Genomic DNA, 26,874 nt, shown 5'->3' with positions numbered 1-26,874 from the left:
CCGCGGCCCCAGCTTCGCGCCGCCGCAGCGCTCGCTGCTGGGCGAGATCCTCGATTGGATGCTGGCGCCACTGTTCCTGCTGTGGCCCATGAGCGTCGCCATTACCTACGTGGTGGCGCAGAACATCGCCAACGTGCCCTACGACCGCGCGCTGGCCAACAACCTGCATGTGCTGACCCGCCAGGTCCACGCCCAGGACGGCCGCGCGGTCCTGAAGATGACCGACGCGGCGCGCGAGGTGCTGCGCGCCGACGAAACCGACAGCGTGTTCTGGCTGGCCCTGGGCAGCCGCGGCGAATACCTGGGTGGCGACCGCGCCCTGCCCCTGCCGGCCTCGGTCGGCCAGCCGCGCCCCGGCGAAGTGCAGTATGAGGACGACACCCTGCGCGGCTTCGGCGTCCGCCTGGCCTACACCTGGGTCGACCTGAACCTGCCCAACACCCAGCCGGCACTGCTGATCGTGGCCGAAACGGTGGAAAAGCGCACGCAACTGGCCAACGACATCATCAAGGGCGTGATCATTCCGCAGTTCGTGGTGCTGCCGATCGCGGTGCTGCTGGTGTGGTTCGGGCTGTCGCGCGGCGTGGCGCCGTTGAACGCGCTGCAGCAGCGGCTGCGGGCGCGGCGGCCGGACGACCTATCGCCCATCGACGAGCGCGCCGCGCCGTCCGAGATCGCGCCGCTGGTGGCGGCCATGAACGACCTGCTCGACCGCCTCTCGGCCAACGTGCAGGCGCAGCGCCGCTTCGTTGCCGATGCCGCGCACCAGTTGAAGACGCCGCTGGCCGGTCTGCGCACCCAGGCCGAACTGGCCCTGCGCGACGCCAGTCCCGAGGAAATGCAGGCCAGCCTGCGCCAGTTGGTCACCGGCTCCGAGCGCGCCACCCGTCTGGTGAACCAGTTGCTGCTGCTGGCGCGGGCGGAAAACCCCAACGCCATCGGCCTGGCGGCTACCGACCTGAACGCCATCGCCTACGAGCAGGCCATGCACTGGGTGCCGCAGGCGCTGTCGCTCGGCACCGACCTCGGCTTCGAGGGTTCGGAGACGCCGGTCCAGATCAACGGCAACCCGCTACTGCTGGCCGAGTTGCTCAACAATCTGGTCGACAATGCCCTGCGCTACACCCCGCGCGGCGGCCATATCACGGTGCGGGTGCTGGGACACGGCGGCCAGGGCATCCTGGAGGTGGAAGATTCCGGCCCCGGCATCGCGCCGGAAGAGCGCGAGCGCGTCTTCGACCGCTTCTATCGGGTGCTGGGTACGCTGTCGGACGGCAGCGGCCTGGGCCTGGCGATCGTCAGGGAAATCGCCCAGAAGCATCAGGCGACCGTGCTCGTCAGCGACCACCCGACGCCTCACTCCGACCTGCCGGGCACCCGCATCCGCGTGGTCTTCCCGCTCTACGCCGAGCCGGCCGACGACCTCGGCGACTAGCATCGCGCCCCCCCGCGCCGGCCTGCGCCGACGCTGGCAAGGCGCCACGAGTTCCCCCTTCCGCCCCTAGGACTATCCCTAGCTTCCCCAGGCACACTTACATTAAGTTTCAATTTTAAGATTCAGGTAAGGGTCACGTCAGTACCTCGTCAGCCTCGCCCGCCAACCTTGCGATAGCTCGATGTCGGCCCCGCCGGCGGAGGGTCAAGCACGGCGGAGAACCGCCGGCCAAGAAAATCGAGGAGACATCATGAGCACAACTACCATGGCAGGCCGCGGTTCATCCGCGAATCCGCGCCCGATGACCAAGGATGAGCGCCGCGTCATCTTTGCCTCGTCGCTGGGCACGGTGTTCGAGTGGTACGACTTCTATCTTTACGGTTCGCTGGCCGCGATCATCGCGCAGCACTTCTTCTCCGGCGTGAACCCGACCGCCGGCTTCATCTTCGCGCTGCTGGCCTTCGCCGCCGGCTTCGCGGTGCGTCCGTTCGGCGCGCTGGTGTTCGGCCGCCTCGGCGACCTGGTGGGCCGCAAATACACCTTCCTGGTCACCATTGTGATCATGGGCCTGTCCACCTTCCTGGTGGGCGTGCTGCCCAGCTACGCCAGCATCGGCCTGGCCGCCCCCGCCATCCTGATCGTGCTGCGCCTGCTGCAAGGCCTGGCGCTGGGTGGCGAGTACGGGGGCGCGGCGACCTACGTCGCCGAACACGCCCCCCATGGCCGCCGCGGCTTCTACACCTCGTGGATCCAGACCACCGCCACGCTCGGCCTGTTCCTGTCGCTGCTGGTGATCCTGGGCATCCGCACGTTCATGGGCGAAGACGACTTCAAGGCCTGGGGCTGGCGCATTCCGTTCCTGATCTCGGTCGTGCTGCTGGGCATCTCGGTGTGGATCCGCCTGCAACTGAACGAATCGCCGACCTTCCAGCGCATGAAGGAAGAAGGCAAGGGTTCGAAGGCGCCGATCGCCGAATCGTTCGGCCAATGGAAGAACCTGAAGGTCGTGCTGCTGGCGCTGCTGGGCCTGACCGCCGGCCAGGCAGTGGTCTGGTACACCGGCCAGTTCTACGCGCTGTTCTTCCTGACGCAGACGCTGAAGGTCGACGCCAACACCGCCAACATCATGATCGCGGTCGCGCTGCTGATCGGCACCCCGTTCTTCGTGATCTTCGGCGCCCTGTCGGACAAGATCGGCCGCAAGCCCATCATCATGGCCGGCTGCCTGATCGCCGCGGCGACCTACTTCCCGATCTTTCAGGGCCTGACCCACTTCGCCAACCCCGCGCTCGAGAAGGCGCAGGCCAGCGCGCCGGTCACGGTCATCGCCGACCCCACCACCTGCTCGTTCCAGTTCAACCCGGTGGGCACCGCCTCGTTCACCAGCTCGTGCGACGTGGTCAAGTCGTTCATGGCCCGCAATTCGGTGAACTACAAGAACGAAGCGGCCCCGGCCGGCGCGGTCGCCAAGGTCAAGATCGGCAATGACGAGTTCGCCTCGTTCGACGGCAAGGGCATGGCGCCCGCCGACTTCAAGGCCAAGACCGCTGAACTCGACAAGGCCCTGACCGCCGCCATCCGCAGCCACGGTTACCCGGCCAAGGCCGATCCGGCGCAGACCAACACCGTCATGGTGGTGCTGCTGCTGACCATCCTGGTGATCTACGTGACCATGGTGTACGGCCCGATCGCGGCGATGCTGGTGGAAATGTTCCCGACCCGCATCCGCTATACCTCGATGAGCCTGCCGTACCACATCGGCAACGGCTGGTTCGGCGGCTTCCTGCCCCCGGTCGCCTTTGCCGTGGTGGCCGCCACCGGCAACATCTACGACGGCCTGTGGTATCCGATCATCATCGCGGTCATGACCCTGGTCATCGGCACGCTGTTCGTGCGCGAATCCAAGGACAACGACATCAACGGCTGACCGACCATCCCCCGCCGGGCGGGACTGCTGCGCCTGCCCGGCCTTTCAAAAGCTCCCTTGGGGGCTTTTTTTTTGCCGCAACGCCGCGCCCCGCCCGCGCGCGGCATGAGCGCGCCGGCCGATTCAGGACGCTGTCAGACCCCCCCCGTTAGACTGGCGCCTCAGATTACGGCCTTGCGCCTCATCGCCCGGCGATTGATCCCCCTGCCAGGCGGTTGCAGGGCTAGTGTTCTGACACCGATACCGCGTTCCCCGCGAGCCTTTTATGACGCGGTATTGTGTGCTCCCGTACCGGCCCGGCCTCTATTGAGCCGGGCCGCTTTTTTTGCCGCCACGGATATCCCCGGCATGAAAAAAGGCGGCCATCGCCGGCCGCCTCGTATTCCGCAATGGGCGCCTCAACGACGCATGCCCACGCCGATGACCAGCACGCCGGCCACGATCGCGGCAATGCCGGCCCACATCGGGATCGGCACGGACTTCTCGGTTTCGGCCGTGGCCTTGACCGAGCCGACCTGCAGCACGGTTTCCTCGGACTTGTAGCTGAAGCCCTTGTAGGCCAGGGCGGCAATGCCCAGCACGATCAGGATGGCACCGACGATTTTCATGCTTCTTCTCCTATTGCACAGGGATGTGGCGGACATTACCGCATGGCTGTGTCCCTGTCAGTGACAGAACGTGTCGCCTCGCCCCATCGTATTGCCGCGACGGCAAAGCGGTCTGCGTCGTATAGAATCAACCCTTTTGGCCGACGCTCATGTGGTTCAAGAATCTCAAGATTTACCGTCTTTCCTCGCCGTGGACGCTGACCGGCGAGCAGCTTGAAGAAACGCTCGCGCGGCATGCCTACCAGGCCGGCAACAACCTCGAAATGCAGAGCCTGGGCTGGGTGCCGCCGCGTGAAAACGGCGGGCTGGCCCACGTCGTCGGCGGGCAGATCCTGCTGAATCTGCGCGCCGAGAAAAAGCTGCTGCCCAGCACCGTCGTCAACCAGGTCGCCAAGGCGCGCGCCCAGGAAATCGAAGAGCAGCAGGGCTACAAGCCGGGCCGCAAGCAGATGAAGGAAATCAAGGAGCGCGTCACCGACGAGCTGCTGCCGCGCGCCTTCAGCGTCTACCGCGACACCCGCGTCTGGATCGACCCGCAGAACCACTGGCTGGTGATCGATGCCGCCGCCTCGGCCAAAGCCGATGAAGTGATCGGCCTGTTGGCCAAGTGCGTGGACCCGTTCCCGCTCGAAAACCTGTACGTGGCCCAGTCGCCGGCGTCGGCCATGACCGGCTGGCTGGCCGAGGACGAAGCGCCGACCAACTTCAGCATCGACCAGGACACCGAGTTGCGCTCGTCCGGCGAAAGCGGCGCGGCCATCCGCTACGTCAAGCACTCGATCGACGCCGACGATGTGCGCCGCCACATCCAGTCGGGCAAGCAGTGCACCCGCCTGGCCATGACCTGGGCCGACCGCATTTCGTTCGTGCTGACCGAAGGCCTGGACGTCAAGCGCGTCGCGCCGCTGGACGTGCTCAAGGAAGGTAACGACACCGTCGCCGCCAATGACGACGAGAAGTTCGACTCCGACATGATGCTCATGACCGGCGAGCTGGCCAAGATGCTGGCCGAGCTGGTCGAAGCGCTGGGCGGCGAAAAGAAGATCTGAGCCCCGCGCGCGGACGCCGCCACGACAGGCCGCCCCGGAACGGGCGGCCTTTTTCATGGGCCTGCTGGGCCGCCTTGCGCCGGGCAGCTCCTCAGGCCGCGACGCAGCGGTCGCGCCCGGACTGCTTGGCCTGGTACAGCGCCTTGTCGGCCCGCTCGATCAGGTAGGCGTAGTCGGGATGCCCGTCGAAGGTCGCCACGCCGATGCTGGTGGTGATGCGCAGGCTGCCGGCCTGCGCAATCACGAAGGCGTGGCGGCGGATCTCCGCCCCCAGCTTCTCGGCCACCGCCAGCGCGGCCTCGCGGCCTGTGTCCACCAGCACCACCAGGAACTCCTCGCCGCCATAGCGAAACACGAAGTCGCTCGACCGGCAGGACTGGTGCACGACTTCCGCGAACTGACGCAGCACCTGGTCGCCACCCGAGTGGCCATGCCGGTCGTTGATGGCCTTGAAATGGTCGATATCGAGCAACAGCACCGAGAACGTCGAATGCTCGCGCGTGGCGATCAGGATCTCGCGCCCGATCACCGACGGCAGGAAGCGGCGGTTCAGCACGTTGGTGAGCGGATCGCTGCCGCTCTCGATCTCGGCCACCATGTCGAACAGGCCGTTGAGCAAGTGTTTGATGCGCGCCACCAGTTCCTGCAGCTCGCGCACCTGGTCGGGCAGCGTCTGCGCACTGCCCTGCAGCAGGCTGGGCAGCACCACGTCATCGAGCCGCGCCACCGCATCGGTGATCTGGCGCAACGCCGGCGCGCTCTCGAACAGCACGCCGCCCTTGTGTTGCAGCCACAGGCCGAACTCGGAGGCCGACAGTCGCGGCAGCACCTGCTCGGGCGCGCGGTAATGCAGACCGATCAACACCGCCTGGCTCCATTCGAGCAGCGCGGCGCGCTGGCGCTCGCGCTCGGTGGAAATGTTCTGGCCCAGCGCGAACAAGCGATAGGCCTCGTCGTTGCGGGCGCCACGGTTGATGTCGCGCATGAAGGCGCGGCTCATCTGCTCGATCGCCAGGTCGAACAGGTTGCAGACATACTGGGTCGCGATCGATGCGGCCACGCCGTCCAGGTCGCTGGCACGCAGGCGCTGCGCGATTTCGTTCTTCAGGATGCGCGCGCCGGCCATCACCAGGTGGATCGGGATATGCACGCGCGCATGCACCTCGCCGACCTTCTTCTGGATCGCCATCAGCGCCGCGATGTCGCCCTGCTCGCGCACGCACAGCAAGCCCTTGAGCCAGCCCTTCATGCCTTGATGCAGGCGCGTGGCGACGATCTCGTGCGACAGGCGCGGGCCCGCTTCGGCGTCGCCCAGCAGGGTGGAATAGAAGGCGTCGACCAGTTCGTTGGCGCTGTCGGACACAACCGCCGCGACCTGGCCACGGGTATAGGCGTCGACCGAGGAATAGACCGCCTCCCAGGCCTGGGCATTGGATGCGCTCAGATAACAGCCCTGCCCGGCGGGATCAGGAGAAGACAGGACTGCGCGACTAATCGAAGACATAAGACCTTCCGACCGAAGATTCCCCGGCGTGTCTCGGAGCGACACGCGACAGGAAAAACCAGCGCGGATTATGCTTGAAATCGCCGGCGGCGGCCGTCATGGCGGCCTCGCCGCGCCGCCCCGCGGGCGCCTTACTCCAGGCCGTGGAACACCGAGTCGTCCGGGCCGATGTGCGACGGGTGCTGCCACGTCACATCGCGCAGCGAGTGCTGCACCAGTCCTTCCACGCCCAGCAGCACGGCGAAGATGGCCATGCGGATGGGAATGCCGTTGTCGGTCTGGCGGAAGATCGCCAGGCGCGGATCATGGTTCAGGTCCACGCTCAGGTCGTTGGCGCCCGGCCGGCTGTCGCGCGGCAGCGGGTGCATGACGATCGTATCCGGGCCGCAGTAGGCATCGATGATGGCGCGGTTGATCTGGAAGTCGGGCGTGTAGCCTTCGTTCTCTTCGTTGGCGAAGCGCTCTTTCTGCACCCGCGTGGCGTAGATCACGTCGGCGCCCGCCAGGCCCTCGGCCAGCGAGGTCTTCTGCTCGATGATGTTGCCGTTGCGGCTGGCCTGCTCGATGATGTAGGACGGCATCTCCAGGCCCTTGGGCGACACCAGCGAGAACTTGACGTTCTTGTACAGCGCCATCAGCTTGATCAGCGAATGCACCGTGCGCCCGTACTTCAGGTCGCCGACCATGGCGATGTGCGCGCCATCGAGCAGCTTGCCCAGGCGCGAGAACTCGGTGAGGATCGTGTACAGGTCGAGCAGCGCTTGGCTGGGGTGCTCGCCCGGGCCGTCGCCGCCGTTGACCACCGGGATGTTGGTGGCGCGCGCGAATTCCGCCACCGACCCCTGATCCGGGTGGCGGATCACCATCGCATCGACGTAGCCGCTCATGACGCGACTGGTGTCGTAGATGGACTCGCCCTTGGCCATCGACGAGAAGGTAAAGCCGGTGGTGTCGCAAACCGAACCGCCCAGACGGCAGAAGGCCGAGCCGAAGCTCACGCGGGTTCGCGTGCTGGCTTCGAAGAACAGGTTCCCAAGCACCGCGCCTTCGAGCACGCGCGAGACCTTCTGGCGACGCGCGATGGGCTGCATCATGTCGGCAACGCGAAACAGGTCTTCGACCGACTCGCGCGTGAACTGATCCACCGACAGCAACTGATGCTTGCCTTCCACCGCGATACGCTCGCGCAGCGGGCCATCTTGTACGCTCTGCGTATATTTTTCGAGCAGGACGCCGTTCTGCACGATTTCGCTGACGAAGCGCTGCACCACCTCCGGCATGGCGCGGAATTCCTGCGACCCCTCGGGCAACAGCCAGGTATCCAGGGCACGGCGTTTCACGCCGATCCGCGTCGCGAACACGTCGCGCGTGAGATTCAGGCGGCGCATGGCGTCGCGCAGGAAGGCTTGCTGGGAAATGGTCATGACAGGTCCCGGAGAGAGGGGTTTATATACGCACTGCGCATATTATTCTCAACGCAAGTGCATGTCCAACACTTTTGCGCACACGGGTTTACCCTTAAAACTCAACGGCGGGCGTAGGTCGTCATGTGCGGCGCCGCGTCCGTGGTGGCCTGCCCGGCCGCCAACCAGCAACCGACGCAGAAGGCCAGCGCGCTGGCCAGGTAACAAAGCAATCCCAGTACCTGCGCCGGCAGATGCGCGCGGGTCCACTGGCCGTTGTAGCCCTGGCGCAACAGACTGACCTGTGCCAGATAGGCGAACACCGCCCCCAGGCAGGCCAACAGCAGGCCCGCCAGCAACAGCATCAGAGGCAGTTGCAGATCGGGGGCGGCGATATCGCCGCCCACCATGCCCAGCGCGAACGCCGTCAGACCCAGCGCGGCGCCGCCATTGAGCCAGCCCAGCAAGCGCAACGCGCCCGCCAGCAAGGCGAACGACGTGCCGGCGGCGCGGATCTGCCGGGTGCGTGCGTCCATGCCTATCCGCCCTTGCGGCAGACCGGCGTGGCACTCTGGATCGAGGCGCGCGCCGCGGCGAGTTCGGCCGCATCCCAGCGGCCTTCGCCCAGGACCGTGACAGTGACCTTGGCCTTGGCCGGGCCATCGGACTCGGCCGAAATCAATTCGAGGATCTTGGCGGTTTCACCCACTTTGTAGACCTGCACCTCGTCGGGCGCGCCCTTCTCGCCCAGGACATGCTTCCAGGCGTAGGCCACGTTGTAGGGATGCTGCACATTCACATGGCAGGCCCGCACGTATTCGCCCGCGCGCCGGAATGCCGCCTGGTAATTGGTATCGACGCTGAACGTCTCTTTCAGCACGGCCTCGGACTCGTACACGCCGGTGCTGGCGCAACCGCCCAGCAAAGCCAGCAACGTGACGCCCACCCACACAGACTTGCGCATGATTCTTCCTGCCATCGGATTCGGATTCCCGCGATTATGCCAGCGGCCGCAAAAAGGCCACGCCCGAAATGCCCTGGCATTTCTACGTGGCCCTGGTCGCGCACGCGGCGCGCGGAACGCCCGGCACCTTTACTTGGTCGCGGCGCCCTCGATCTTTTCACCGCCGCGCTGGATGTCCTTGCCGGCCCCTGCAACGGTATTGCACCCCGCCGACATGGCGGCAATCGAAAGCAGCATGACGAGAATCACTTTGTTCTTCATGGACATCTCCTTGTCGAGGCGTGGAAACCGGAGCCAGCATACCGCAAAGGCCGCGATTTGCGCAGCGGTGCCCACGCCCTGGCGCCTGCACGCAAGCGCTGGCCATCGGCCACATGGCCTCGCCGCGCGCGGCTGTCGCGTATTTGGCGGCAATGGATTAGGATGCGCTAATGACCAAGAAACACGTATCGGAAAACAGCGGCGCCATGCCCGACGCCTGGGGCTGGGAGCAGCCGCAATGCCGCGGACAGGCGGCATTGGCCCTCTTCATCGACGATCTGCACCGCATCCTCCAGGCCCATGCCGCCGGCCGCCTCGCCGCCAGCAGCACCCTGGCCGACGCCCAGGAACAGGTCGACGACCTGCTGGCCCGATACAACGCCATTGCCGGCGCGCCCGACATCTTCCTGGGCCAGTCGGTGCAACTCAAGGAAGGCATCGACCGCAATGGCGTCTCGCACACGGTACCCATTTTTTCGGCGCGCCTGAAGCAATCGCTGGTCGCCATGCTGGGACAAGGCCCCGGCTGACCCGACATCCCGGCCGCCCCCCGGCCGACGCCCGGAACAGCCCAAACAAGAGAGGGAGACCGCAGAATGAATACCGACAATGTCGTAGAGTTCCTCCGCCTGCTGTCGCTGGATGTCTCGCTGGGCGCCGCCGCCCAGCACGCCGCGAGCCAGGCGGATGCGCCTCTGGCGTTGGCTCGCCTGGCCACCGCGCACGGCTTGCCTTGCAGCGCCTCGGACTGGTCGATATTCGCCCGCGATTGTCTCGATTTCTCGAATGGCGCGCCCGTGAGCGAACCTGTGGGTGACGCCAGGATCTGGCAATTGGTGCAGGATCCAGGCCAAGGCACCCGCGTGCCCGCCAGCGCCGTCACCCGGGTCATCGGCATCATCACGCAGCCCGACGGCCCCGCGGTCGTCGGCCATGTCGTCAATGACCTCGCGCCGCGCCCGCCGCAGGGCGCCTCCTCCTATCCCCGCGGCTCCTGACCCGGCTCAGCGCCCCGCCAGGAAATCCGCTACGCCCGCCGCGGCCACCACCCCGCTGGCCATGCACGCGGTCAGCAAGTAGCCGCCCGTCGGCGCCTCCCAGTCCAGCATTTCGCCCGCGCAGAACACGCCGGGCGCGGCCTGCAACATCAGGCCGGGCGTCAGCGCCTCGAAGCGCACGCCGCCCGCCGTGCTGATGGCCTCGTCCATCGGCCGCGGGCGCTCCAGCCGCAGCGGCAGCGCCTTGACCAACCGCCCCAGACGCTCGGGATCCCGGAAAGTCTCGGCCCCGGCGCTTTCGCGCAGCAATCCCGCCTTGACGCCCGTGAGCCCCAGCCGGCTTTGCAGATGGCTCGACATCGAGCGCGCGCCGCGCGAATGGGTCAGCGCCGCCAACACCTTTTCCTGCGTCCAGCCGGGCGCCAGATCGAGCAGCGCGATGGCGTGCCCGGCAGCCTCGATCCGGTCGCGCAGGGGCGCCGACAGGGCATACACCAGGCTGCCCTCGATGCCGCTTTCCGTGACCACGAACTCGCCCTGGCGCGCCGGCCCGGGGCCGGCCTCCCCGACCACGCGCAAAGTGACCGATTTGACAGGCTGGCCAGCATGGCGCTGCCGGAAGTGCGCCGACCAGGCCACATCGAAACCACAATTGGCGGGCCGCAACGGCGCCGTGGCGATGCCGTGCGCGGCCAGTCCCGGCAGCCAGGCGCCGTCCGACCCCAGCTTGGCCCAACTGCCCCCGCCCAGGGCCAGCACCACCGCGTCGGCCGCCTGCCCGCGCACGCCTTCGGGGGTGTCGAAGCGCAATTCGGCGGCGCCCGGCGCCACGACCGGCGGCCAGCCCAGCCAACGGTGGCGCATATGGAAGCGCACGCCACTGGCGCGCAGCCGGGCCAGCCAGGCGCGCAGCAGCGGCGCGGCCTTCATTTCGGCGGGAAACACGCGGCCCGAGGAACCCACGAAGGTTTCGATGCCTAGCTGCCGCGCCCACTCGCGCAGGCCGGTCGCATCGAGTTCGCGCAGCCAGGGTTCGATCCGCGCGGCACGCTCGCCATAGCGCGCCAGGAACGGCGCCGCGGCTTCGCTGTGCGTCAGGTTCAGCCCGCCGCGGCCGGCCATCAGGAACTTGCGCCCCACCGACGGCATCGCGTCGTACACGTCGACCTGGGCGCCGCGCGCGGCCAGGCCCTCGGCGGCCATCAAGCCCGCCGGCCCGCCGCCGATCACGGCCACGCGCTTGCCGCAGGGGATCGGGGCGTCCTGGGAGGGATGCGGATGGGAAGGCATGAGGAGCGAAGTTCAGGTAAACCAGGGTGGGACGCACCGCCGGGGCTGCGATTGTCGCATGGGCCGGCCACGGCTTGCGCCGGACGAAAAAAAACCCCGCATGGGGCATTTTTTCATCGCCGTGGCCAAACCTTTGATATTGCTACGATATCGCGACATGCGCAGCGTCTATCCCAAGGCTTGTCCACAGTCGCTGTGGGTAACTGGGGCGCGCCCCGCGGGACGCGACTGACGGGAACTGCCTTCTAGGTGTTGCCCGCGGCCTGCATCGGGCCCGGCCAGGGCTCGGCGTCGAGCTGGAAACGCAATTCCTGGTATTCGCCGTCGACCGCCACCGCGCGCAGCAGCCCGGCGTCCAGGGCCTGGCCCAAGGCGCGACGGCAAAGGGTCTCGGGATCGTCGGGCAGCGACTGGAACACCCCGTCGGGTATGCGCAACCGCAGCAGTGCCTGGGGATCGCCCCGTTCGGCGGGCCGGCCGATATGGATGTGGGCCGGGTAGCCATGCGGGCACCAGATGCCCACGTGATATTTGCCTTCGATACCGGTATCGGCAACGTAGCCGGGATGATCGTATTTTGCCGTGCCCATGGCCCCTCCTCGTGTGCGCGGCGGACGTGCGCGCCTGAACCATGGTAGCGCAGCCCTCGGACGCTGTGCGGCCGCCGGCCTCCGGGAAAGCCCCGACTGGAACGGCAGCTTGATACAAGGCAAGCGCGGGACGAAAAAAAACCGCGACTGGCGTCGCGGTTTTCTGCTGGGCGGTGGCGGGCCGGAATACGGGCCGCGCCGGGCGCCGGGTACTGCTTGAAACTGGTTGCGGGGGCAGGATTTGAACCTACGACCTTCGGGTTATGAGCCCGACGAGCTGCCAGACTGCTCCACCCCGCGTCTGATGTGTGAATCATACATCATTTTGAAATGTTGTGCAGCGCACCGAGCCGCCCGGCCGGATTATTCTTGTGCGCCAGGCCCCGCCAGCAGCCGGCGATGGCCCGGATCCAGGCCATTGCACCGGGGCGCTCCAGGCAAATCACGTGCGCCGGGGTGAGCGCCGTCAGCGTCAGCGGACCGCGCTCCGCCAGCACGAAACTCTCGCCCGCATGCAGGCGCGCGGGCGGCGGCAAATAGACGCCTGGCGGCACGTCCGAGCGATACGCCGGCTCGGCCAGCATCAGGCTGCCCGTGACGCAGACCACCGTCGCCCCGCCCCGCAGGTACATCTGGCGGCTGGCACCGCACAGCAGGTCGAAGCGTTGCGAACGGGGGGCGGGGGCGGGAAAAAGGGCCATGGTCATCTCCAATCTGACGCCTACAGTCTGCGCCCGCCCTGCTTTGCGCAACAGCCACACAATCCTCCTTTCTGTACCGATGCAGTCTATCGATTTCGGCACTGTTATGGTGTACTTTGCGGAAATCTGTGCCTACCCTCAACCCAACCTCGGGGAGCATGATCGGCGCATGGACCCGCAACCGCTATATCTACGCCTGGCGAACCATTACCGGCGCGCCATCCAGACCGGGGTCCTGGCCCCGGCGCAGCGCATGCCGTCGGTGCGCACTCTGGTACGCACCCACCACGTCAGCCTCTCGACCGCGCTGCAGGCCTGCCGGCTGCTCGAAGACGATGGCCTGATCGAAGCCCGGCCGCGCTCCGGCTATTTCGTCCTCAAGCCGCGCCGCAACAGCATCCCACCCGTCAACGAGCCTGACATCCGCCAGGCGCTGGGCACCGCCCAGTACGTCGGCATCCATGACCGCGTGTCGGACTTCGTCGCCAAGTGCGAGGCCCATCCCGTCAGCGCCAACTTCGCCTTGGCCGCCGCGGTGCCCGACGCCTATCCCATGGAAGACCTGAAACAGGCCATGATCCGCACGCTGCGGCAGTCGCCGCAGGTGCTGGTCAGCCCGGTGCCGCCGCAAGGCCACCCGTCGCTGCGCGCCGTGCTGGCGCGACGCGCGCTGGCAAACGGCATCAATGCCACGCCCGACGATGTCATCGTCACGCACGGCTGCATCGAAGCCCTCAATCTGGCGCTGCGCGCCGTGGCGCGGCCGGGCGACACCATCGCGGTCGAATCGCCCACCTATTTCGGCCTGCTGCAGATCCTCGAAAGCCTTGGCATGCGGGCGCTGGAAATCCCCACCAGCCCGCAACACGGCTTGTCCATCGAGGCGCTGGACCTGGCCTTCCAGACCCACGGCAACATCCGCGCGGTGGTGGTGGTGCCCAACTTCCAGAATCCGCTGGGCTGCGTCATGCCCGATGCCGAGAAGGCGCGCCTGGTGGCCCTGTGCGAACGCCAACAGGTGCCGCTGATCGAGGACGACACCTACGGCGCCTTGAATGATGACGATACGCCACTGGCCGCGGCCAAGTCCTGGGACCCGACCGGCAACGTCATCTATTGCTCGTCCCTGCACAAGACGCTGGCGCCGGGCATGCGGCTGGGCTGGCTGCTGGGCGGACGCTGGAAGGCGCGCATCGCCATGCTGAAGTTCGCGCAGAGCCGGCCGAACGAGCCGCTGGCGCAGATGGCGGTGGCCGAGTACCTCGGCTCGCGCGCCTACGACCGGCACCTGACACGGCTGCGCCGGCAACTGAAGATGCAGCGTGACCAGACCGCCGAAGCCATCGCCGCGCATTTCCCGCGCGGCACGCGCCTGAGCGTGCCCACGGGCGGCATGCTGCTATGGGTGGAAATGCCGGATGGCCGTTCTGGGCTGGAAGTGTTCGAGGCCGCGTTGCGGCAGGGCATCCGCGTGGCGCCGGGCGCCATGTTCTCCAACAGCACCCGCTACCACCATTTCCTGCGCATCAGCTGTGGCCAGCGCCACACGCCGGAGATCGCGCGAGCGCTGGCGACGCTGGCGCGCATCGTCGCCGAGCGCCAGCCATGAATCTCCCATTGCACCAGTTCATCGTCGACTACGGGCTGTGGGCCGTGCTGGGAGGCACCCTGCTCGAAGGCGAAAGCGTGGTGGTGCTGGCGGGCTTTCTGTCGCACCAGCGCCTGCTGCACCTGCCTTACGTGATGCTGTGCGCGTTCACCGGTTCGTTCCTCGCCGACCAGGGCCTGTTCTACCTGGGGCGGCGCTACCGCGAGCACCGCTACGTCCGGCGCATCCGCGCCCAGCCCGCGTTCGGCAAGGCGCTGGCGGCGATCGACCGCTATCCGCACGGGTTCATCCTGGCGTTGCGCTTCCTCTATGGCCTGCGCACGGTGGGGCCGGTGGCGCTGGGCGTATCGCAAGTCTCGCCCATGCGCTTCCTGGTGCTCAATGCCATCGCCGCCGCGATCTGGGCGACGTGCTTCAGCCTGGTGGGCTATCTGTTCGGGCAGACCATCGAGTCCGTGCTGGGGCGCCTGCACGGCGTGGAAACCAAGCTGGCGGTGGCCGTGGCGATCGGCGTGGCGGTCTGGCTGGCCTACTGGTTGTATGCGCGGCGGCGGCGCCGTTGAGGCCGCGGCCGGCTCAGAACACCAGCTTGCCGCTGGCCCGCAACACGTGGCGGCGGCGCGCCGCGCGGTACAAGCGGCCGATCAACGGCAGCAGGGCCAACCGCCGCAAGATCGGATGCCGCTGGTCGAAGTCGTGCCAGGCCTTGAAATCATGGCCCAGGCGTTCCCAGCTCTGGCGCGCCTCGGGAGAGAGTTTGCCGGGGTCGAAGGCCGCCAGCTTTGCCGCTTCCGAAACCCGCGCCACGAGGCCTCGGTTCCGGTGTTCCAATGGATACTGATTCCGCATGGGGCCGCATATTACCCGGCTTGCGTGTCCTCTGCCGGCACTTGTCGCGGGCCGGCCACGGCGGGTTTTGGCGCCGCCTTTGATCGCCCCTCGCAAGCCGTTGTAAACAAAGGGAAAAGGCTTTCTATGCCCGCGCTATCCCAAGGCTTGTCCACAGAAGCTGTGGGTAACTCCGACGGATCCGGGGTCTACTTCAACGCGGCGACGATCTGGTCGCGCACGCTCTCGAAACCCGCCACGTACTGGGGATTCTCGGAGCGCGCCAGCAGGCTGGAGTAATTCTGCTCCAACTGCGCCTCGATCGCCTCGCGCAGCCCGGGCGAGGCCTTGGCCAGATGCAGCATCGTCAGCAGTGCCGAATTGAGCGCGTCGATACGGCCGCCCTGGTGCGAGATGGTGTGCACGATGACGGCGATTTGTTCCTGGATGTCCATGGGTAAGCCTCCTGGCGATAAAGTCGGCGCAAATCCTAGCACGGGCCGACCGCTGGGCAAGTCCCGCCGCCCACGCCTGCATGAAGCGTAGCGCGGCGATGCGCGAGGCCGCGCGCGATTATCGCGGCGGCCTGCTGCCCGAATCGGACGGCTGACGCACGCATTGACGCGCGCCGCGTCGCCCCTGTATGGTCGGGCGCATGAACGAACGCCTAGACGCCATTGACCGGCAACTGCTCAGCCTGCTGCAAGCCAACGCCCGCGAACCCGCCGCGATCCTGGCGCGCAAGCTGGGGCTGGCGCGCACCACCGTGGTGGCGCGCATCGCGCGTCTCGAGCGCGAACATATCGTGGCGGGTTACGGGGTGCGCCTGGGACGCTTGCTGGAAGAAGCCGCGGTGCGTGCCTACTGCTTCATCAGCGTGCTGCCCAAGACGCCTGCGGCGGTGATCCGCGAATTGGAAAAAATGCCCGAAGTCGAGGAAGTGTCATCGGTCAGCGGCCCCTACGACTACCTGATCTTCCTGCGCTGCGAGACCCATGAACAGCTCGACGCCCTGCTCGATCGCATCGGCCTGATCGACGGCGTCAAACAGACCCAGACATCGATCGTGCTCAGCCGCAAGGTCGACCGCCGCAGCGCCGTCGGCGCGCCCTGATCCGGCCGCCCCCATTTCGCATCGTTCCCCGGGCGTGGCGGGCGCCCGGTCCGGACGGCATAATGTTGTAATGTGATTTGTCGCCTTTTACGGATCCACCATGTTCGCACGCCTTGCCCTCGCCTCCGCCATGCTCGCCCTGCTGGCTGCCTGCTCCAGCATGAGCGAAGTGACGCCCACCGGCAAGAACACCTACAGCGTCACCTACAGCTCCGGCACACAACTGCTGACCTGGGTCGAAATCAAGAATCAGGCGCTGCAACGCGCCGACCAGTACTGCCAGTCGATCGGACGCAAGCTGCAAAAGCCGGCGATCACGTCCAACCACGCCACCGGCCTGGGCTCCAAGCGCGCCACCGTCACGTTCGAGTGCGGCGAAATCGAACCGCCCAAGAATCCGAAGCCCTGATCCGGGAACCTATCGTGAAGACTCCCCCGCCCGTGGGTATCACCATGGGGGATGCCGCCGGCATCGGCCCCGAAATCGTCGTCAAGGCCTGTGCCCAAGGCCTGAACGCGCCTTGCGTGGTGTATGGCGATGCCGGCGCGCTGCGACGTGCCGCCGCCGCACTGGGCGCCCGCCTGCAAATCCATGAAATCGCCCATGTCGGCCAGGCCAGTGGCGATGCCGGCCGCATCGAGGTGGTGGCCTGTGGCGCGGCCTTGCCAATGGATCTGCCCTACGGCAAGGTCAACGCCGCCGCCGGGCTCGCCGCCTACGACTACGTCTGCGCCGCCATCGACGACGCCCAGGCCGGCCGCATCCGCGCCATCGTCACCGCGCCACTGAACAAACAGTCCATGCACGAGGGCGGCATCGATTATCCCGGCCACACCGAGATCCTGGCCGAACGCTCCGGCACCCATGATTTCGCCATGATGCTGGCCAACGATGAACTGCGCGTGCTGCTGGTGACGATCCACGTCGCCCTGGCCGACGTCATGGCGCGCATCACGCCCGAGGCCGAGCTGACCGCCATGCGCCTGGCCGACCGCGCCTGCCGCCAGATGGGCATTGCCCGGCCGCGCGTGGCGGTGGCCGGCCTGAACCCGCACGCCGGCGAAGGCGGCAAGTTCGGCCGCGAAGACCTCGACATCATCGCGCCGGCCATCCGCCAGGCGCGCGTCGAGGGTATCGACGCCAGCGGCCCCTGGCCCGGCGACACGGTCTTCATGCGGGCCCGCCGCGGCGAGTTCGACATCGTTGTGGCGCAATACCACGACCAGGGCCTGATTCCGGTTAAGTACCTGGGCGTGGACCACGGCGTCAACGTCACCGTCGGCCTGCCGTTCGTACGCACCAGCGTCGACCACGGCACCGCCTTCGACATCGCCGGCAAGGGCGTGGCCGACCAGGCCTCGCTGATCGCGGCGTTCGACCTGGCGCTGGCAATGACACCCTGAGCCGGCAAGGGCCCGGCAGGCGGACATCCGCCCCGGCCTGCCCGCGGCCTTGCCCGCCCCCGCGTCTACAATACGGCCCGATTCCGGCGCGCACGGCGCGCCGCCGCTTTCCGTCATCCCCCTGCCCCCTCCATGTCACGTCTTGTCCGTCTCCTGCCCGACCGTTTCACCCTCTACCTGATCTGCACCGTCATCATCGCCAGCATCGTGCCCGCCCACGGCCAGGGCGTGGTGGTGTTCGGCTGGATCACCAACATCGCCGTCGGCCTGCTGTTCTTCCTGCACGGCGCGCGCCTGTCGCGCGAAGCCATCATCGCCGGCCTCACCCACTGGAAGCTGCACCTCACCATTTTCTCGGCCACCTTCCTGATGTTCCCGCTGCTGGGCCTGGCGCTCAAGCCGGTGCTGGAACCGCTGGTCACGCCTGAGCTGTACCTCGGCATCCTGTTTCTGTGCTGCCTGCCGGCCACCGTGCAATCGGCCATCGCCTTCACCTCGATGGCGCGCGGCAACGTGCCCGCGGCCGTGTGCAGCGCCTCGGCCTCGAGCCTGCTGGGCATTTTCCTGACGCCGCTGCTGGTCGGCACCGTGGTCGCCAACGCCGGCAGCGCGCCGATCTCGTTCGACGCCGTCGGCAAGATCATGCTGCAACTGCTGTTGCCGTTCGTGCTGGGGCAATTCGCGCGCCGCTGGATCGGCGCCTGGGTGCACAAGCGCAAGGCCATGCTGAAATTCGTCGACCAGGGTTCGATCCTGCTGGTGGTCTACACCGCGTTCTCGGAAGCCATCAACGAAGGCCTGTGGAGCGCCACGCCGATCCCGGCGCTGCTCGGCCTGGTGGTGTGCTGCGCGGTCATCCTGGCGCTGGCGCTGGGGCTGTCGGCGCTGGCCGGCAAGGTGTTCGGCTTCAACCTGCCCGACCGCATCACGCTGCTGTTCTGCGGCTCCAAGAAGAGCCTGGCCAGCGGCATTCCCATGGCCCAGGTGCTGTTCGCCGGCCACGCGGTGGGCGCCATCGTGCTGCCGCTGATGCTGTTCCACCAGATCCAGCTGATGGTCTGCGGCGTGCTGGCCGCGCGCTACGGCAAGCGGCCCGAAACGGAAGAGTGAATCCGCCACGCCAGCAGGAAAAGACCGCGCCCGCTGAACTGCCCCCAGAAGTTGGACGGTCAGCTAAAGCCCGAAGGCCTGAGTGATCCGCTTGGGTTTCTTTTGGCGAGGCGGCGCACGCTCAGTACATGTCGCGCGGCTGCGCGCCGGAGAAATTCAGGAAGCGCGTGCTCGACCCCTGGAAGGTCAGGCGCACCGTGCCGATGGGGCCGTTACGCTGCTTGCCGATGATGATCTCGGCGGTGCCCTTGTCCGGCGAATCGGGGTTGTAGACCTCGTCGCGATAGATGAACAGGATCACGTCGGCGTCCTGTTCGATGGCGCCCGATTCACGCAAGTCGCTCATCACGGGACGCTTGTTGGGGCGTTGTTCCAGGCTGCGGTTCAACTGCGACAGCGCGATCAGCGGACAGTTCAGTTCCTTGGCCAGACCCTTGAGCGAACGGCTGATTTCCGACACTTCGGTGGCGCGGTTCTCGCCCGAGCCGTTGCCCGACATCAGCTGCAGGTAGTCGATGATGATCAGGCCGAGCTGGCCGCACTGGCGCGCCAGGCGGCGCGCGCGGGCGCGCACTTCCATCGGGCTGAGCGCGGGCGATTCGTCGATGTAGACCTGCGCGTCCTGCATCAATTGCACCGCGTGAGTCACGCGCGGCCAGTCCTCGGCGATCAGCTTGCCGGTGCGCATGCGGTGCTGATCGAGCAGGCCGACCGAACCCAGCATGCGCATGGCCAACTGCACCGCGCCCATTTCCATCGAAAACACCGCCACCGGCAGGCCCTCTTCGATGGCGACGTGTTCGCCGATGTTCATCGAGAACGAGGTCTTGCCCATCGACGGGCGGCCGGCCACGATGATCAGGTCGCCGCCCTGCATGCCCGAGGTCATCTTGTCCAGGTCGGTGAAGCCGGTGGGCACGCCGGTCACGTCGGAGGTGCTCTCGCGGTGGTAGAGCTCGTCGATGCGTTCCACCACCTGCGTCAGCAGCGGCTGGATTTCCTGAAAGCCGGCGGCGCCGCGCGCGCCTTCCTGGGCGATCTGGAACACCTTGGATTCGGCCTCGTCCAGCAACTGGCGCGCTTCCTTGCCCTGAGGATTCATGGCGGCCGAGGAGATCTCGTCGGCGATCGACACCAGCTTGCGCAGCATGGCGCGCTCGCGCACGATTTCGCCGTAGCGGCGGATGTTGGCGGCCGACGGCGTGTTGTGCGCCAGCGCGTTCAGGTAGGCCAGGCCGCCGGCGTCCTCGGCCTTGCCGGCGCTGACCAGCGACTCATGCACGGTGATGACGTCGGCCGGCCGCGCCAGCCCGATCAGACGGGCGATGTGATGCCAGATCAGCCGGTGATCATGACGGTAGAAGTCTTCTTCGACCAGCACGTCGGCGATGCGGTCCCAGGCTGCGTTGTCCAGCAGCAGGCCACCCAGCACCGATTGCTCCGCCTCGATGGAATGGGGAGGAACGCGCAGGTATTCGAGCTGGGAATCGGCAGGTGTATTCATGGCTTCAATAGTAACGGCTGCAGGATGTCCGCGACGCGGAAGAATCCCTGCACATCGCGCGACGGCAGGCGGCCCAGCAGGGGCCGCAGCGGCGTGGCGATGAAGGACAGCACCCGGGTCAGGCGGCGCAGGCAGGCCTTGACCTCGGGGTCGGGGTTGCATTCGAAATAGACCTCGAGCGCCAGTTTACCCAGTGTGCGGCCGACATCGTCGGGCAATTTGCGCAACGACACCAGCGAGGCCAGCATCTGGAACAGATCATAGGCCTGGGCCAGCGGACGCGATAGCGTCGAGCCGATGTTTTCCTCGAAATCGATGCGCCACAGCTCCCCGTCCCGCAAGGTGATGTTGCGGATTTGTGCGCCACCGTGCCACAGCCCGCGGGCATGGAAGGCGGCCAGATCGGTCGCCGCCGCCCGCGTCAGCCACAGGCGCGAGGTGGTATCTTCGTTGCGGATCAGGTCGGCCAGGTCCTCGCCGACGAATTCCAGCACCAGCAGCCCGTCCTCCTGCCACCAGACCTCGGGCACGCGGCTGCCGGCTTGCAGCAATTGTTTCAGGCGCCGGGCCTCGTGCTCCAGGCCATTGCGCAACAAGATGCCGGGCCGTGGGAACTCGCCCAGGAACAGCTTGCAGCCCACGCCGAGAAACAGTGCGCGCGCGTAGCGCAGCGTGTAGCTCACCCCGCGCGCCAGGCTGGGCCGGCGGCGCTTGATGATGCAGCGCACCCCATCGATGGTGACGTCCCGCACCGACGGCTCGCGCTCGGCGTCGAGGCTGTCGAGCCAGGCGCGCAATCCGGGGGGGGCGTTGTGGTGGACGGGCGGCGGGGTCAAGAGATCCTCGGTGGAAACAGCGTCGTAGACAGGCATTGCAGCCCGCAAGACTACACGTAAATAACAGCCGGTAAAGCAAAGAGAAACAAGGGGCAAAGAAAAAAAGCCGGCACGCGGGCCGGCTTTTTTTCTACCGCGGGGTCAGGCTTACGACAGTTCGCCTTCGACCAGCACCGTGACATCGACGACCACGTCGGCGTGCAGGGCGACCTGGATCGGGAACTCGCCGATGGCCTTCAACTGGCCATTGGGCATGCGCACTTGCGCCTTTTCGATGCCTTCGAAACCGGCCTTCTTCAGACCTTCGGCGATGTCGGCGTTGGTGACCGAGCCGAACAGACGGCCGTCGACACCGGCCTTCTGGACGATCTTGAGCTGGTAGCCGTTGACGCGCTCGCCCAGGGCCTGGGCGGCGGCCAGCTTCTCGGCCTGGATCTTTTCCAGTTCGGCGCGGCGGGCTTCGAATTCCTTCAGGGCGGCGTCGGTTGCGCGACGGGCCTTCTTCTGGGGGATCAGGAAGTTGCGGGCGTAGCCATCACGCACGCGCACGACTTCGCCGAGGTTACCCAGGTTGACGACTTTTTCGAGCAGAATAACTTGCATTTCAGTGCCCCGGATTAGTTGTGGTTGTCGGTGTAAGGCAACAGAGCCAGGAAGCGCGCGCGCTTGATGGCGGTGTCCAGCTGGCGCTGGTAGATTGCCTTGGTGCCGGTCAGGCGAGCCGGGATGATCTTGCCGTTTTCTTGCACGAAGTCGCGCAGGGTGTCCAGATCCTTGTAGTCGATCTCTTCGACACCGGCGGCGGTGAAGCGGCAGAACTTACGACGCTTGAAGAGCGGGTTCTGCTGCGTGAATTTGCGTTTTTCCTTGCGTTTTCCGAAGAAAGCCATGATATGTGCCTTATGTTTGAGAGGATCGGGTCTACCTTGATCGGGCCCGACTCCCCGTAACCTATCCGTATTCAGAAGGCGCTCGCGCGCCCGTTGCCCTTCCCGTCAAGCCACCAGCGGATCGCGCCCTGCGCTGCCGCTGATCCTGCGCGCCTGTTGCAGATGCAGCTTGAACTTCACGGAGTCCTTGCGCACCGGGGCCAAAAACCCCTGCACGTGCAATTCAGACCCCAGCGCCGTTCCTTTCAACAGCAACGCCAGATCGCCCAGGGCCACGGCCGAGATCGTCAGTTCGACACGGCGCGGATGGCCGGCTTCGATGACCTCAGATTCGTGCGCCAGCACCATTTCCAGGGCTGGCAGACCGGCGGGAGTGTGGCGCAAAGGCTCGCATTCGAGAACGCGGGCGCTGAGTTCCAGCTTGTTCATCCTGCCAGGCACCGAGGGGACTTCATGGGATGGGCTCTGCCTGAGCCCTGCTTACTCGGCCTGAGCCGCGACAGCTTCCGCCGAAGCCTTGCGGGCTTCTTCGCGCTCGACCGACTTCATCATGATCGAGGGAGCGGTCTGGGCCTTCTTGGTCTTGATGACCAGGTGGCGCAGCACGGCGTCGTTGTAGCGGAACGAGTGTTCCAGCTCATCCAGCGTGGCTTGGCCGCACTCGATGTTCAGGCAGACGTAGTGAGCCTTGACGAGCTTCTGGATCGGGTAGGCCAGTTGACGGCGGCCCCAGTCTTCCAGGCGATGAACCGAGCCGCCTTGGCCCGTGACCAGCGCTTGGTAACGCTCGACCATGGCGGGCACTTGCTCGCTTTGGTCGGGGTGAACGATAAACACCACTTCGTAGTGACGCATGAGTAAAACTCCTTGAGGATGTCTTGCCAACCGTCCGCCTGACACCGTCGTTTGCCCACTTTCATGGGCGGTTCCGGCTTTCCAGTGCTTTCTCTATCACTGGTCTTTTTCTTCGAGGCGTATGGCTTGCAAGGGGCAGCCCGCTGCCCAAAAAACATGGGCGGTCGAGCAAGAAAGCTCTCGATTATCGCCGATCGGTTCGCCCGACGCAAGCCGGCGGCACTCAGGAAATCAGGGACGCGTTATCGCCCCCCACCGGGCGCGGCGCATTCGCCACACCGATAGGCTGCGGCCGGCTGACCACGCTGACCATCACATAGCTGATGATCATGAGCAGGAACCACGAGCCCAGCTTGGCGATCGAGACCAGCTCCCAGCCCTGCGACTGGTTGGGATAGCGCCAGGCGTTGGCGAAGGTGCCGATGTTCTCGGCGAACCAGATGAACAGCGCCACCAGCACAAACCCCAGCAGCAGCGGCATGCGGCGATAGTCGCGCCAGACGCGGAAATAGACCCAGGTGCGGGCGAACAGCAGCGCCGTCAGGCCGAACAGCGCCAGGCGGAAGTCGACAATGAAGTGGTGGGTGAAGAAATTCACGTAGATCAGCACCGACAGCGCCACGGTCGCGGCCAGGGGCGGATGAGCGCGGAAGCGGAAGTCGAACAGGCGCCAGACCCGCGCCAGGTAGCTGCCGACGGCCGCGTACATGAAGCCGGTAAAGAGCGGCACGCCGCCGATGCGCAGCACGCTGGACTCGGGGTAGATCCAGGAGCCGGCCGCCGTCTTGAACAGTTCCATGCCGGTGCCGACCACATGGAACAGGAGGATGACCTTGGCCTCGTCCCAGGTTTCCATGCGCAACGCCAGCAGCGCGGCCTGGATGGCGAGCGCCGCCAGCGTCAGGAAGTCGTAACGCGCCAGCCAGGCATCTTGCGGATACCACCAGTGCGTGCCCAGCAGCAGCGCGCACATCAGGCCGCCGAACAGGCAGGCCCAGGCCTGCTTCACCCCGAAACGGAAGAATTCGTAGAGGGCGACGCCCAAACGGCCGCGGCTGGCCAATTGCTCGGCCAGCCGCGCTTCCCAACCTTGCAGCCGCGCGATGAGCGGCCAGTCAGTGGCCGCCGGATGACGCACGGAAGGCTCAGCCTTCCACCACGGCGTAGGCCGAGTGGTTGTGGATCGATTCGAAGTTCTCGGCCTCGACGCGGTAGCGGGCGATGCCGGGATGCGCGTTCAGGCGGGCCGCCACGTCGCGCACCAGGTCTTCGACGAACTTGGGGTTGTCGTAGGCGCGTTCGGTGACGTACTTCTCGTCGGGGCGCTTGAGCAGGCCCCAGAGCTCACACGAGCCTTCGTCTTCGATCAGGCGGATGACGCCGTCCATGCTGATGTCGGATTCCAGGATGGCCGAGACCGTCACGTGCGAACGCTGGTTGTGCGCGCCGTATTCGGAGATGGCCTTGGAACACGGGCACAGGCTGGTCACCGGCACCTGCACCACCAGTTCGAACTCGACCTGGTCGCCCTGTGCGCGGGCGATCCACTGCACTTCGTAGTCCAGCAGGCTCTGCACGCCGGAGATCGGCGCCGACTTGTTGATGAAGTACGGGAAGGCCGCGGTGATGTCGCCGCGTTCGGCGTGCAACAGCGGCAGCATGTCGGCCGCCATGGCGCGGAACAGCGTCGGCGTCATGGGGGTGCTGCGGTACTTTTCCAGCAGCGCCACGAAGCGGGACATGTGTGTCCCCTTTTCTTCGGGGGGCAGCGCCACCGTCAGGGTCCAGTTGGCCACGGTGCCCTGGGGCGAACCGTCGGCGTTCTCGATGAGCATCGGGTGGCGCACGCCACGGATGCCCACGCGCTGGATCGGGATGTGCCGCGTGTCCGTCGAACTCTGGACGTCGGGCATCACGATGGCGGGGTCGATCGGAGAATTCATTTCGGCTTACCAGTCTGGGCGACGAGCGTGGCGTGAACACGCAGACCCAGGAATCTTTAGGAGGGGGCCATTATCGCCCAAAGTCCCGCCAGCGCCAGGGAAAACCCTTTCATTCGTAGGCTGTCGGGGCCGGAACACACTGTTTCGCCACACGAGCCAAACGGCTGTCCGGCCCCGTGCGCGGACGCTCAGGCCAGCAGCGAAGCGTAGCGCGCCCGGATCGATTGCTCGATGCCGGCGGCATCCAGACCGATCCCGGCCAGCAGCGCCAACTGGTCGCCGTGGTCGATGAACTCGTCGGGAAAGCCCAGTTGCAGCACCGGGATCGCGACGCCTTCGGCGGCCAGCACCTCCAGTACCGCGCTGCCGGCGCCGCCCATGATGGCGGCATCCTCGATGGTCACCAGCGCATCGTGGCGGCTGGCCAGGTCCAGGATCAGCGCGCGGTCGATCGGCTTGACGAAGCGCATGTCGGCCACCGTGGCGTCGAGCTTGTCGGCCACCGCCAGCGCCGGCCGCAGCAGCGTGCCGAAGCCGAGGATGGCGATCTTGCGGCCTTCGCGCCGCACCACGCCGCGCCCCAGTTCGACGGTGTCCAGGCCGGCCGTTTCCGCCGCGCCACAGCCCGCGCCGCGCGGATAGCGCACCGACGCCGGGCCGGGATACTGATAACAGGTGGACAGCAGCAGGCGGGTTTCGTTTTCGTCCGACGGCGTGGCCACCACCATGTTCGGCACGCACCGCAGGAACGCTGTGTCGTAGTTGCCGGCATGGGTGGCGCCGTCGGCGCCGACGATGCCGGCGCGGTCGAGCGCGAAGGTCACGTCCAGGTTCTGCAAGGCCACGTCGTGGATCAACTGATCGTAGCCGCGCTGCAGGAAGGTCGAGTAGATCGCCAGCACCGGCTTCTGCGCCTCGCAGGCGATGCCGGCGGCGAACGTCACGGCGTGCTGTTCGGCGATGCCGACATCGAAGTAGCGTTGCGGGAAGCGCTTCTCGAATTCGACCAGGCCGCTGCCCTCGCGCATGGCGGGGGTGACCGCGACCAGGCGCGAGTCCTGCTCGCCCATGTCGCACAGCCAGTCGCTGAACACCTGAGTGAAGGTACGCTTGCCCGGCGCCTTCGATTGCTGGATGCCGACGGCCGGATCGAACTTGCCCGGGCCGTGATACAGCACCGGATCGGCCTCGGCCAGCTTGTAGCCCTGCCCCTTCTTGGTGACCACGTGCAGGAACTGCAGGCCTTGCAGCGCCTTCAGATTCTGCAGCGTCGGCACCAGCGCGTCGAGGTCATGGCCGTCGATCGGGCCGACGTAGTTGAAGCCGAATTCCTCGAACAGCGTGGCCGGCGTGACCATGCCCTTGGCGTGCTCTTCGAAGCGGCGCGCCAGTTCCAGCACCGGCGGCACGTGCTGCAGCACGGCGCGGCCGACGTTCTTGGCGGCGGCGTAGAAGCGGCCGGACATCAGCCGCGCCAGGTAGCGGTTCAGCGCCCCCACCGGCGGCGAGATCGACATGTCGTTGTCGTTCAGGATCACCAGCAGGTTGATGTTGGGGGTGACGCCGGCGTTGTTCATGGCTTCGAACGCCATGCCCGCCGACATCGCGCCGTCGCCGATGACGGCGATGTGCTGGCGCTGAACGCCGGCGTTGCGCGAGGCCACCGCCATGCCCAGCGCGGCCGAAATCGAGGTGGACGAATGGGCGGTGCCGAAGGCGTCGTACTCGGATTCGCTGCGCTTGGGAAAGCCCGAGATGCCGCCCTGCTGGCGCAGCTTGGCCATGCCGGCGCGGCGCCCGGTCAGGATCTTGTGCGGGTAGGACTGGTGGCCCACGTCCCAGACGATACGGTCGTGCGGCGTATCGAAAACCTGATGCAGCGCCAGCGTCAGCTCCACCGTGCCCAGGTTCGACGACAGGTGGCCGCCGGTCTTGGAGACCGACTCCAGCACGAAGCCGCGCAACTCGTCGGCCAGCCGCTTGAGCTCGCGACGATCCAGGCGCTTGAGGTCTGCCGGGGATTGGATGCGATCCAGTAATTCAGTCGTCAT

The 26,874-nt window shown here is 66.5% G+C and carries 31 protein-coding genes and 1 tRNA gene; 11 read left to right on the top strand and 21 right to left on the bottom strand.

The features are described from left to right. The first annotated feature begins 58 nt into the window (after positions 1-58). Together ACN6O8_RS02220 and ACN6O8_RS02215 are read left to right on the top strand one after the other, a co-directional pair. Entirely contained in the window at positions 59-1,435 is a 1,377-nt protein-coding gene (locus ACN6O8_RS02220) for a sensor histidine kinase N-terminal domain-containing protein (RefSeq protein WP_427989588.1), read from the top strand. A gap of 265 nt (positions 1,436-1,700) precedes the next feature. Next, entirely contained in the window at positions 1,701-3,362 is a 1,662-nt protein-coding gene (locus ACN6O8_RS02215; protein ID WP_427989587.1) for an MFS transporter, read from the top strand. 398 nt (positions 3,363-3,760) lie between these two features. Here the strand turns inward: ACN6O8_RS02215 and ACN6O8_RS02210 are convergent, their stop codons facing one another. Next, a complete protein-coding gene (locus tag ACN6O8_RS02210; RefSeq protein ID WP_006388393.1) occupies positions 3,761-3,970 on the bottom strand; it encodes a hypothetical protein in 210 nt (69 codons plus the stop codon). 149 nt (positions 3,971-4,119) lie between these two features. Between ACN6O8_RS02210 and ACN6O8_RS02205 the strand changes: the two genes are divergently transcribed. After that, complete coding sequence (locus ACN6O8_RS02205) at positions 4,120-5,019, top strand: recombination-associated protein RdgC (protein WP_427989435.1); 900 nt, start codon at positions 4,120-4,122, stop codon at positions 5,017-5,019. A 91-nt stretch (positions 5,020-5,110) separates the two neighbouring features. On the opposite strand, the gene ACN6O8_RS02200 is transcribed toward ACN6O8_RS02205, so the two are convergent. The 5 genes from ACN6O8_RS02200 to ACN6O8_RS02180 form a co-directional block, all read right to left on the bottom strand. Then, positions 5,111-6,523, bottom strand: coding sequence for a diguanylate cyclase (locus ACN6O8_RS02200; protein WP_427989434.1), 1,413 nt, complete (start codon positions 6,521-6,523; stop codon positions 5,111-5,113). A gap of 131 nt (positions 6,524-6,654) precedes the next feature. After that, complete coding sequence (locus tag ACN6O8_RS02195) at positions 6,655-7,947, bottom strand: aspartate carbamoyltransferase (RefSeq protein WP_049072460.1); 1,293 nt, start codon at positions 7,945-7,947, stop codon at positions 6,655-6,657. A gap of 101 nt (positions 7,948-8,048) precedes the next feature. Beyond that, positions 8,049-8,462 carry a hypothetical protein gene (locus ACN6O8_RS02190; protein ID WP_427989433.1) on the bottom strand — a complete coding sequence of 138 codons (414 nt, stop codon included), beginning with the start codon at positions 8,460-8,462 and terminating at the stop codon, positions 8,049-8,051. 2 nt (positions 8,463-8,464) lie between these two features. Then, the gene (locus tag ACN6O8_RS02185) at positions 8,465-8,890 is read right to left on the bottom strand and encodes a BPTD_2524 family lipoprotein (protein ID WP_427989432.1); all 426 of its coding nucleotides are present in this window, start codon (positions 8,888-8,890) and stop codon (positions 8,465-8,467) included. A 129-nt stretch (positions 8,891-9,019) separates the two neighbouring features. Beyond that, positions 9,020-9,151 (bottom strand): entericidin A/B family lipoprotein, encoded by a 132-nt coding sequence (locus tag ACN6O8_RS02180; RefSeq protein WP_006388387.1) that lies wholly within the window; start codon positions 9,149-9,151, stop codon positions 9,020-9,022. A 170-nt stretch (positions 9,152-9,321) separates the two neighbouring features. Between ACN6O8_RS02180 and ACN6O8_RS02175 the strand changes: the two genes are divergently transcribed. Both ACN6O8_RS02175 and ACN6O8_RS02170 read left to right on the top strand, forming a co-directional pair. Next, the gene (locus tag ACN6O8_RS02175) at positions 9,322-9,681 is read left to right on the top strand and encodes a hypothetical protein (RefSeq protein ID WP_427989431.1); all 360 of its coding nucleotides are present in this window, start codon (positions 9,322-9,324) and stop codon (positions 9,679-9,681) included. Between the two features lie 66 nt (positions 9,682-9,747). Beyond that, on the top strand, positions 9,748-10,149 hold the full coding sequence (locus ACN6O8_RS02170) for a hypothetical protein (protein WP_427989430.1): 402 nt from the start codon (positions 9,748-9,750) through the stop codon (positions 10,147-10,149). 6 nt (positions 10,150-10,155) lie between these two features. On the opposite strand, the gene ACN6O8_RS02165 is transcribed toward ACN6O8_RS02170, so the two are convergent. The 4 genes from ACN6O8_RS02165 to ACN6O8_RS02150 form a co-directional block, all read right to left on the bottom strand. After that, positions 10,156-11,439 carry a TIGR03862 family flavoprotein gene (locus ACN6O8_RS02165; RefSeq protein ID WP_427989429.1) on the bottom strand — a complete coding sequence of 428 codons (1,284 nt, stop codon included), beginning with the start codon at positions 11,437-11,439 and terminating at the stop codon, positions 10,156-10,158. A 245-nt stretch (positions 11,440-11,684) separates the two neighbouring features. Further along, positions 11,685-12,029, bottom strand: a complete 345-nt coding sequence (locus tag ACN6O8_RS02160; RefSeq protein ID WP_427989428.1) for a hypothetical protein — start codon at positions 12,027-12,029, stop codon at positions 11,685-11,687. Positions 12,030-12,252: 223 nt separating this feature from the next. Continuing rightward, a tRNA-Met gene (locus tag ACN6O8_RS02155) sits at positions 12,253-12,329 on the bottom strand. Positions 12,330-12,349: 20 nt separating this feature from the next. Next, positions 12,350-12,730, bottom strand: a complete 381-nt coding sequence (locus ACN6O8_RS02150; RefSeq protein ID WP_427989427.1) for a hypothetical protein — start codon at positions 12,728-12,730, stop codon at positions 12,350-12,352. Positions 12,731-12,899: 169 nt separating this feature from the next. Here ACN6O8_RS02150 and ACN6O8_RS02145 point away from each other — a divergent pair, with 169 nt between their 5' ends. Both ACN6O8_RS02145 and ACN6O8_RS02140 read left to right on the top strand, forming a co-directional pair. Next, positions 12,900-14,339, top strand: a complete 1,440-nt coding sequence (locus ACN6O8_RS02145; RefSeq protein WP_427989426.1) for a PLP-dependent aminotransferase family protein — start codon at positions 12,900-12,902, stop codon at positions 14,337-14,339. Further along, positions 14,336-14,902: a DedA family protein gene (locus ACN6O8_RS02140; RefSeq protein WP_427989425.1), complete on the top strand. Its 567-nt coding sequence runs from the start codon at positions 14,336-14,338 to the stop codon at positions 14,900-14,902. The genes ACN6O8_RS02145 and ACN6O8_RS02140 overlap by 4 nt, the downstream gene beginning before the upstream one ends. 13 nt (positions 14,903-14,915) lie before the next feature. Here ACN6O8_RS02140 and ACN6O8_RS02135 read toward each other — a convergent pair whose 3' ends face one another. Beyond that, on the bottom strand, positions 14,916-15,146 hold the full coding sequence (locus ACN6O8_RS02135; protein WP_427989424.1) for a hypothetical protein: 231 nt from the start codon (positions 15,144-15,146) through the stop codon (positions 14,916-14,918). Between the two features lie 230 nt (positions 15,147-15,376). Continuing rightward, on the bottom strand, positions 15,377-15,622 hold the full coding sequence (locus ACN6O8_RS02130) for a hypothetical protein (protein ID WP_427989423.1): 246 nt from the start codon (positions 15,620-15,622) through the stop codon (positions 15,377-15,379). Positions 15,623-15,822: 200 nt separating this feature from the next. On the opposite strand from ACN6O8_RS02130, the gene ACN6O8_RS02125 reads away from it, so the two are divergent. The 4 genes from ACN6O8_RS02125 to ACN6O8_RS02110 all read left to right on the top strand — a co-directional run bounded on the left by ACN6O8_RS02125 (position 15,823) and on the right by ACN6O8_RS02110 (position 18,795). Continuing rightward, the gene (locus ACN6O8_RS02125; protein ID WP_427989422.1) at positions 15,823-16,281 is read left to right on the top strand and encodes an Lrp/AsnC family transcriptional regulator; all 459 of its coding nucleotides are present in this window, start codon (positions 15,823-15,825) and stop codon (positions 16,279-16,281) included. A gap of 100 nt (positions 16,282-16,381) precedes the next feature. Further along, positions 16,382-16,690, top strand: coding sequence for a hypothetical protein (locus tag ACN6O8_RS02120; protein WP_427989421.1), 309 nt, complete (start codon positions 16,382-16,384; stop codon positions 16,688-16,690). A gap of 14 nt (positions 16,691-16,704) precedes the next feature. Further along, the gene (gene pdxA / locus ACN6O8_RS02115) at positions 16,705-17,685 is read left to right on the top strand and encodes a 4-hydroxythreonine-4-phosphate dehydrogenase PdxA (RefSeq protein ID WP_427989420.1); all 981 of its coding nucleotides are present in this window, start codon (positions 16,705-16,707) and stop codon (positions 17,683-17,685) included. A 132-nt stretch (positions 17,686-17,817) separates the two neighbouring features. Beyond that, the gene (locus ACN6O8_RS02110) at positions 17,818-18,795 is read left to right on the top strand and encodes a bile acid:sodium symporter family protein (protein ID WP_427989419.1); all 978 of its coding nucleotides are present in this window, start codon (positions 17,818-17,820) and stop codon (positions 18,793-18,795) included. 121 nt (positions 18,796-18,916) lie between these two features. Here ACN6O8_RS02110 and ACN6O8_RS02105 read toward each other — a convergent pair whose 3' ends face one another. The 9 genes from ACN6O8_RS02105 to dxs all read right to left on the bottom strand — a co-directional run bounded on the left by ACN6O8_RS02105 (position 18,917) and on the right by dxs (position 26,874). Further along, on the bottom strand, positions 18,917-20,299 hold the full coding sequence (locus tag ACN6O8_RS02105; RefSeq protein WP_006388372.1) for a replicative DNA helicase: 1,383 nt from the start codon (positions 20,297-20,299) through the stop codon (positions 18,917-18,919). Next, complete coding sequence (locus ACN6O8_RS02100; RefSeq protein WP_427989586.1) at positions 20,296-21,135, bottom strand: RIO1 family regulatory kinase/ATPase; 840 nt, start codon at positions 21,133-21,135, stop codon at positions 20,296-20,298. The genes ACN6O8_RS02105 and ACN6O8_RS02100 overlap by 4 nt, the downstream gene beginning before the upstream one ends. Before the next feature lie 147 nt (positions 21,136-21,282). After that, complete coding sequence (gene rplI, locus ACN6O8_RS02095; protein ID WP_020924523.1) at positions 21,283-21,738, bottom strand: 50S ribosomal protein L9; 456 nt, start codon at positions 21,736-21,738, stop codon at positions 21,283-21,285. A gap of 14 nt (positions 21,739-21,752) precedes the next feature. Next, positions 21,753-22,025, bottom strand: a complete 273-nt coding sequence (rpsR, locus tag ACN6O8_RS02090) for a 30S ribosomal protein S18 (RefSeq protein WP_006218308.1) — start codon at positions 22,023-22,025, stop codon at positions 21,753-21,755. Between the two features lie 105 nt (positions 22,026-22,130). Further along, complete coding sequence (priB, locus tag ACN6O8_RS02085) at positions 22,131-22,454, bottom strand: primosomal replication protein N (RefSeq protein ID WP_006393716.1); 324 nt, start codon at positions 22,452-22,454, stop codon at positions 22,131-22,133. A 51-nt stretch (positions 22,455-22,505) separates the two neighbouring features. Then, the gene (gene rpsF / locus ACN6O8_RS02080) at positions 22,506-22,880 is read right to left on the bottom strand and encodes a 30S ribosomal protein S6 (RefSeq protein WP_020924524.1); all 375 of its coding nucleotides are present in this window, start codon (positions 22,878-22,880) and stop codon (positions 22,506-22,508) included. A 223-nt stretch (positions 22,881-23,103) separates the two neighbouring features. Then, positions 23,104-24,018, bottom strand: coding sequence for a DUF817 domain-containing protein (locus ACN6O8_RS02075; RefSeq protein WP_427989418.1), 915 nt, complete (start codon positions 24,016-24,018; stop codon positions 23,104-23,106). 7 nt (positions 24,019-24,025) lie between these two features. Then, positions 24,026-24,823 carry a GTP cyclohydrolase FolE2 gene (folE2, locus tag ACN6O8_RS02070; protein ID WP_006388366.1) on the bottom strand — a complete coding sequence of 266 codons (798 nt, stop codon included), beginning with the start codon at positions 24,821-24,823 and terminating at the stop codon, positions 24,026-24,028. A gap of 188 nt (positions 24,824-25,011) precedes the next feature. Further along, positions 25,012-26,874 carry a 1-deoxy-D-xylulose-5-phosphate synthase gene (gene dxs, locus ACN6O8_RS02065; RefSeq protein ID WP_427989417.1) on the bottom strand — a complete coding sequence of 621 codons (1,863 nt, stop codon included), beginning with the start codon at positions 26,872-26,874 and terminating at the stop codon, positions 25,012-25,014.

Origin of the sequence: Achromobacter sp., assembly GCF_050285565.1 — a bacterium.
GTDB lineage: Bacteria > Pseudomonadota > Gammaproteobacteria > Burkholderiales > Burkholderiaceae_B > Achromobacter.
Note: the sequence above shows the minus strand (reverse complement) of the source record. Positions and strands in the feature narration are given on the sequence as shown.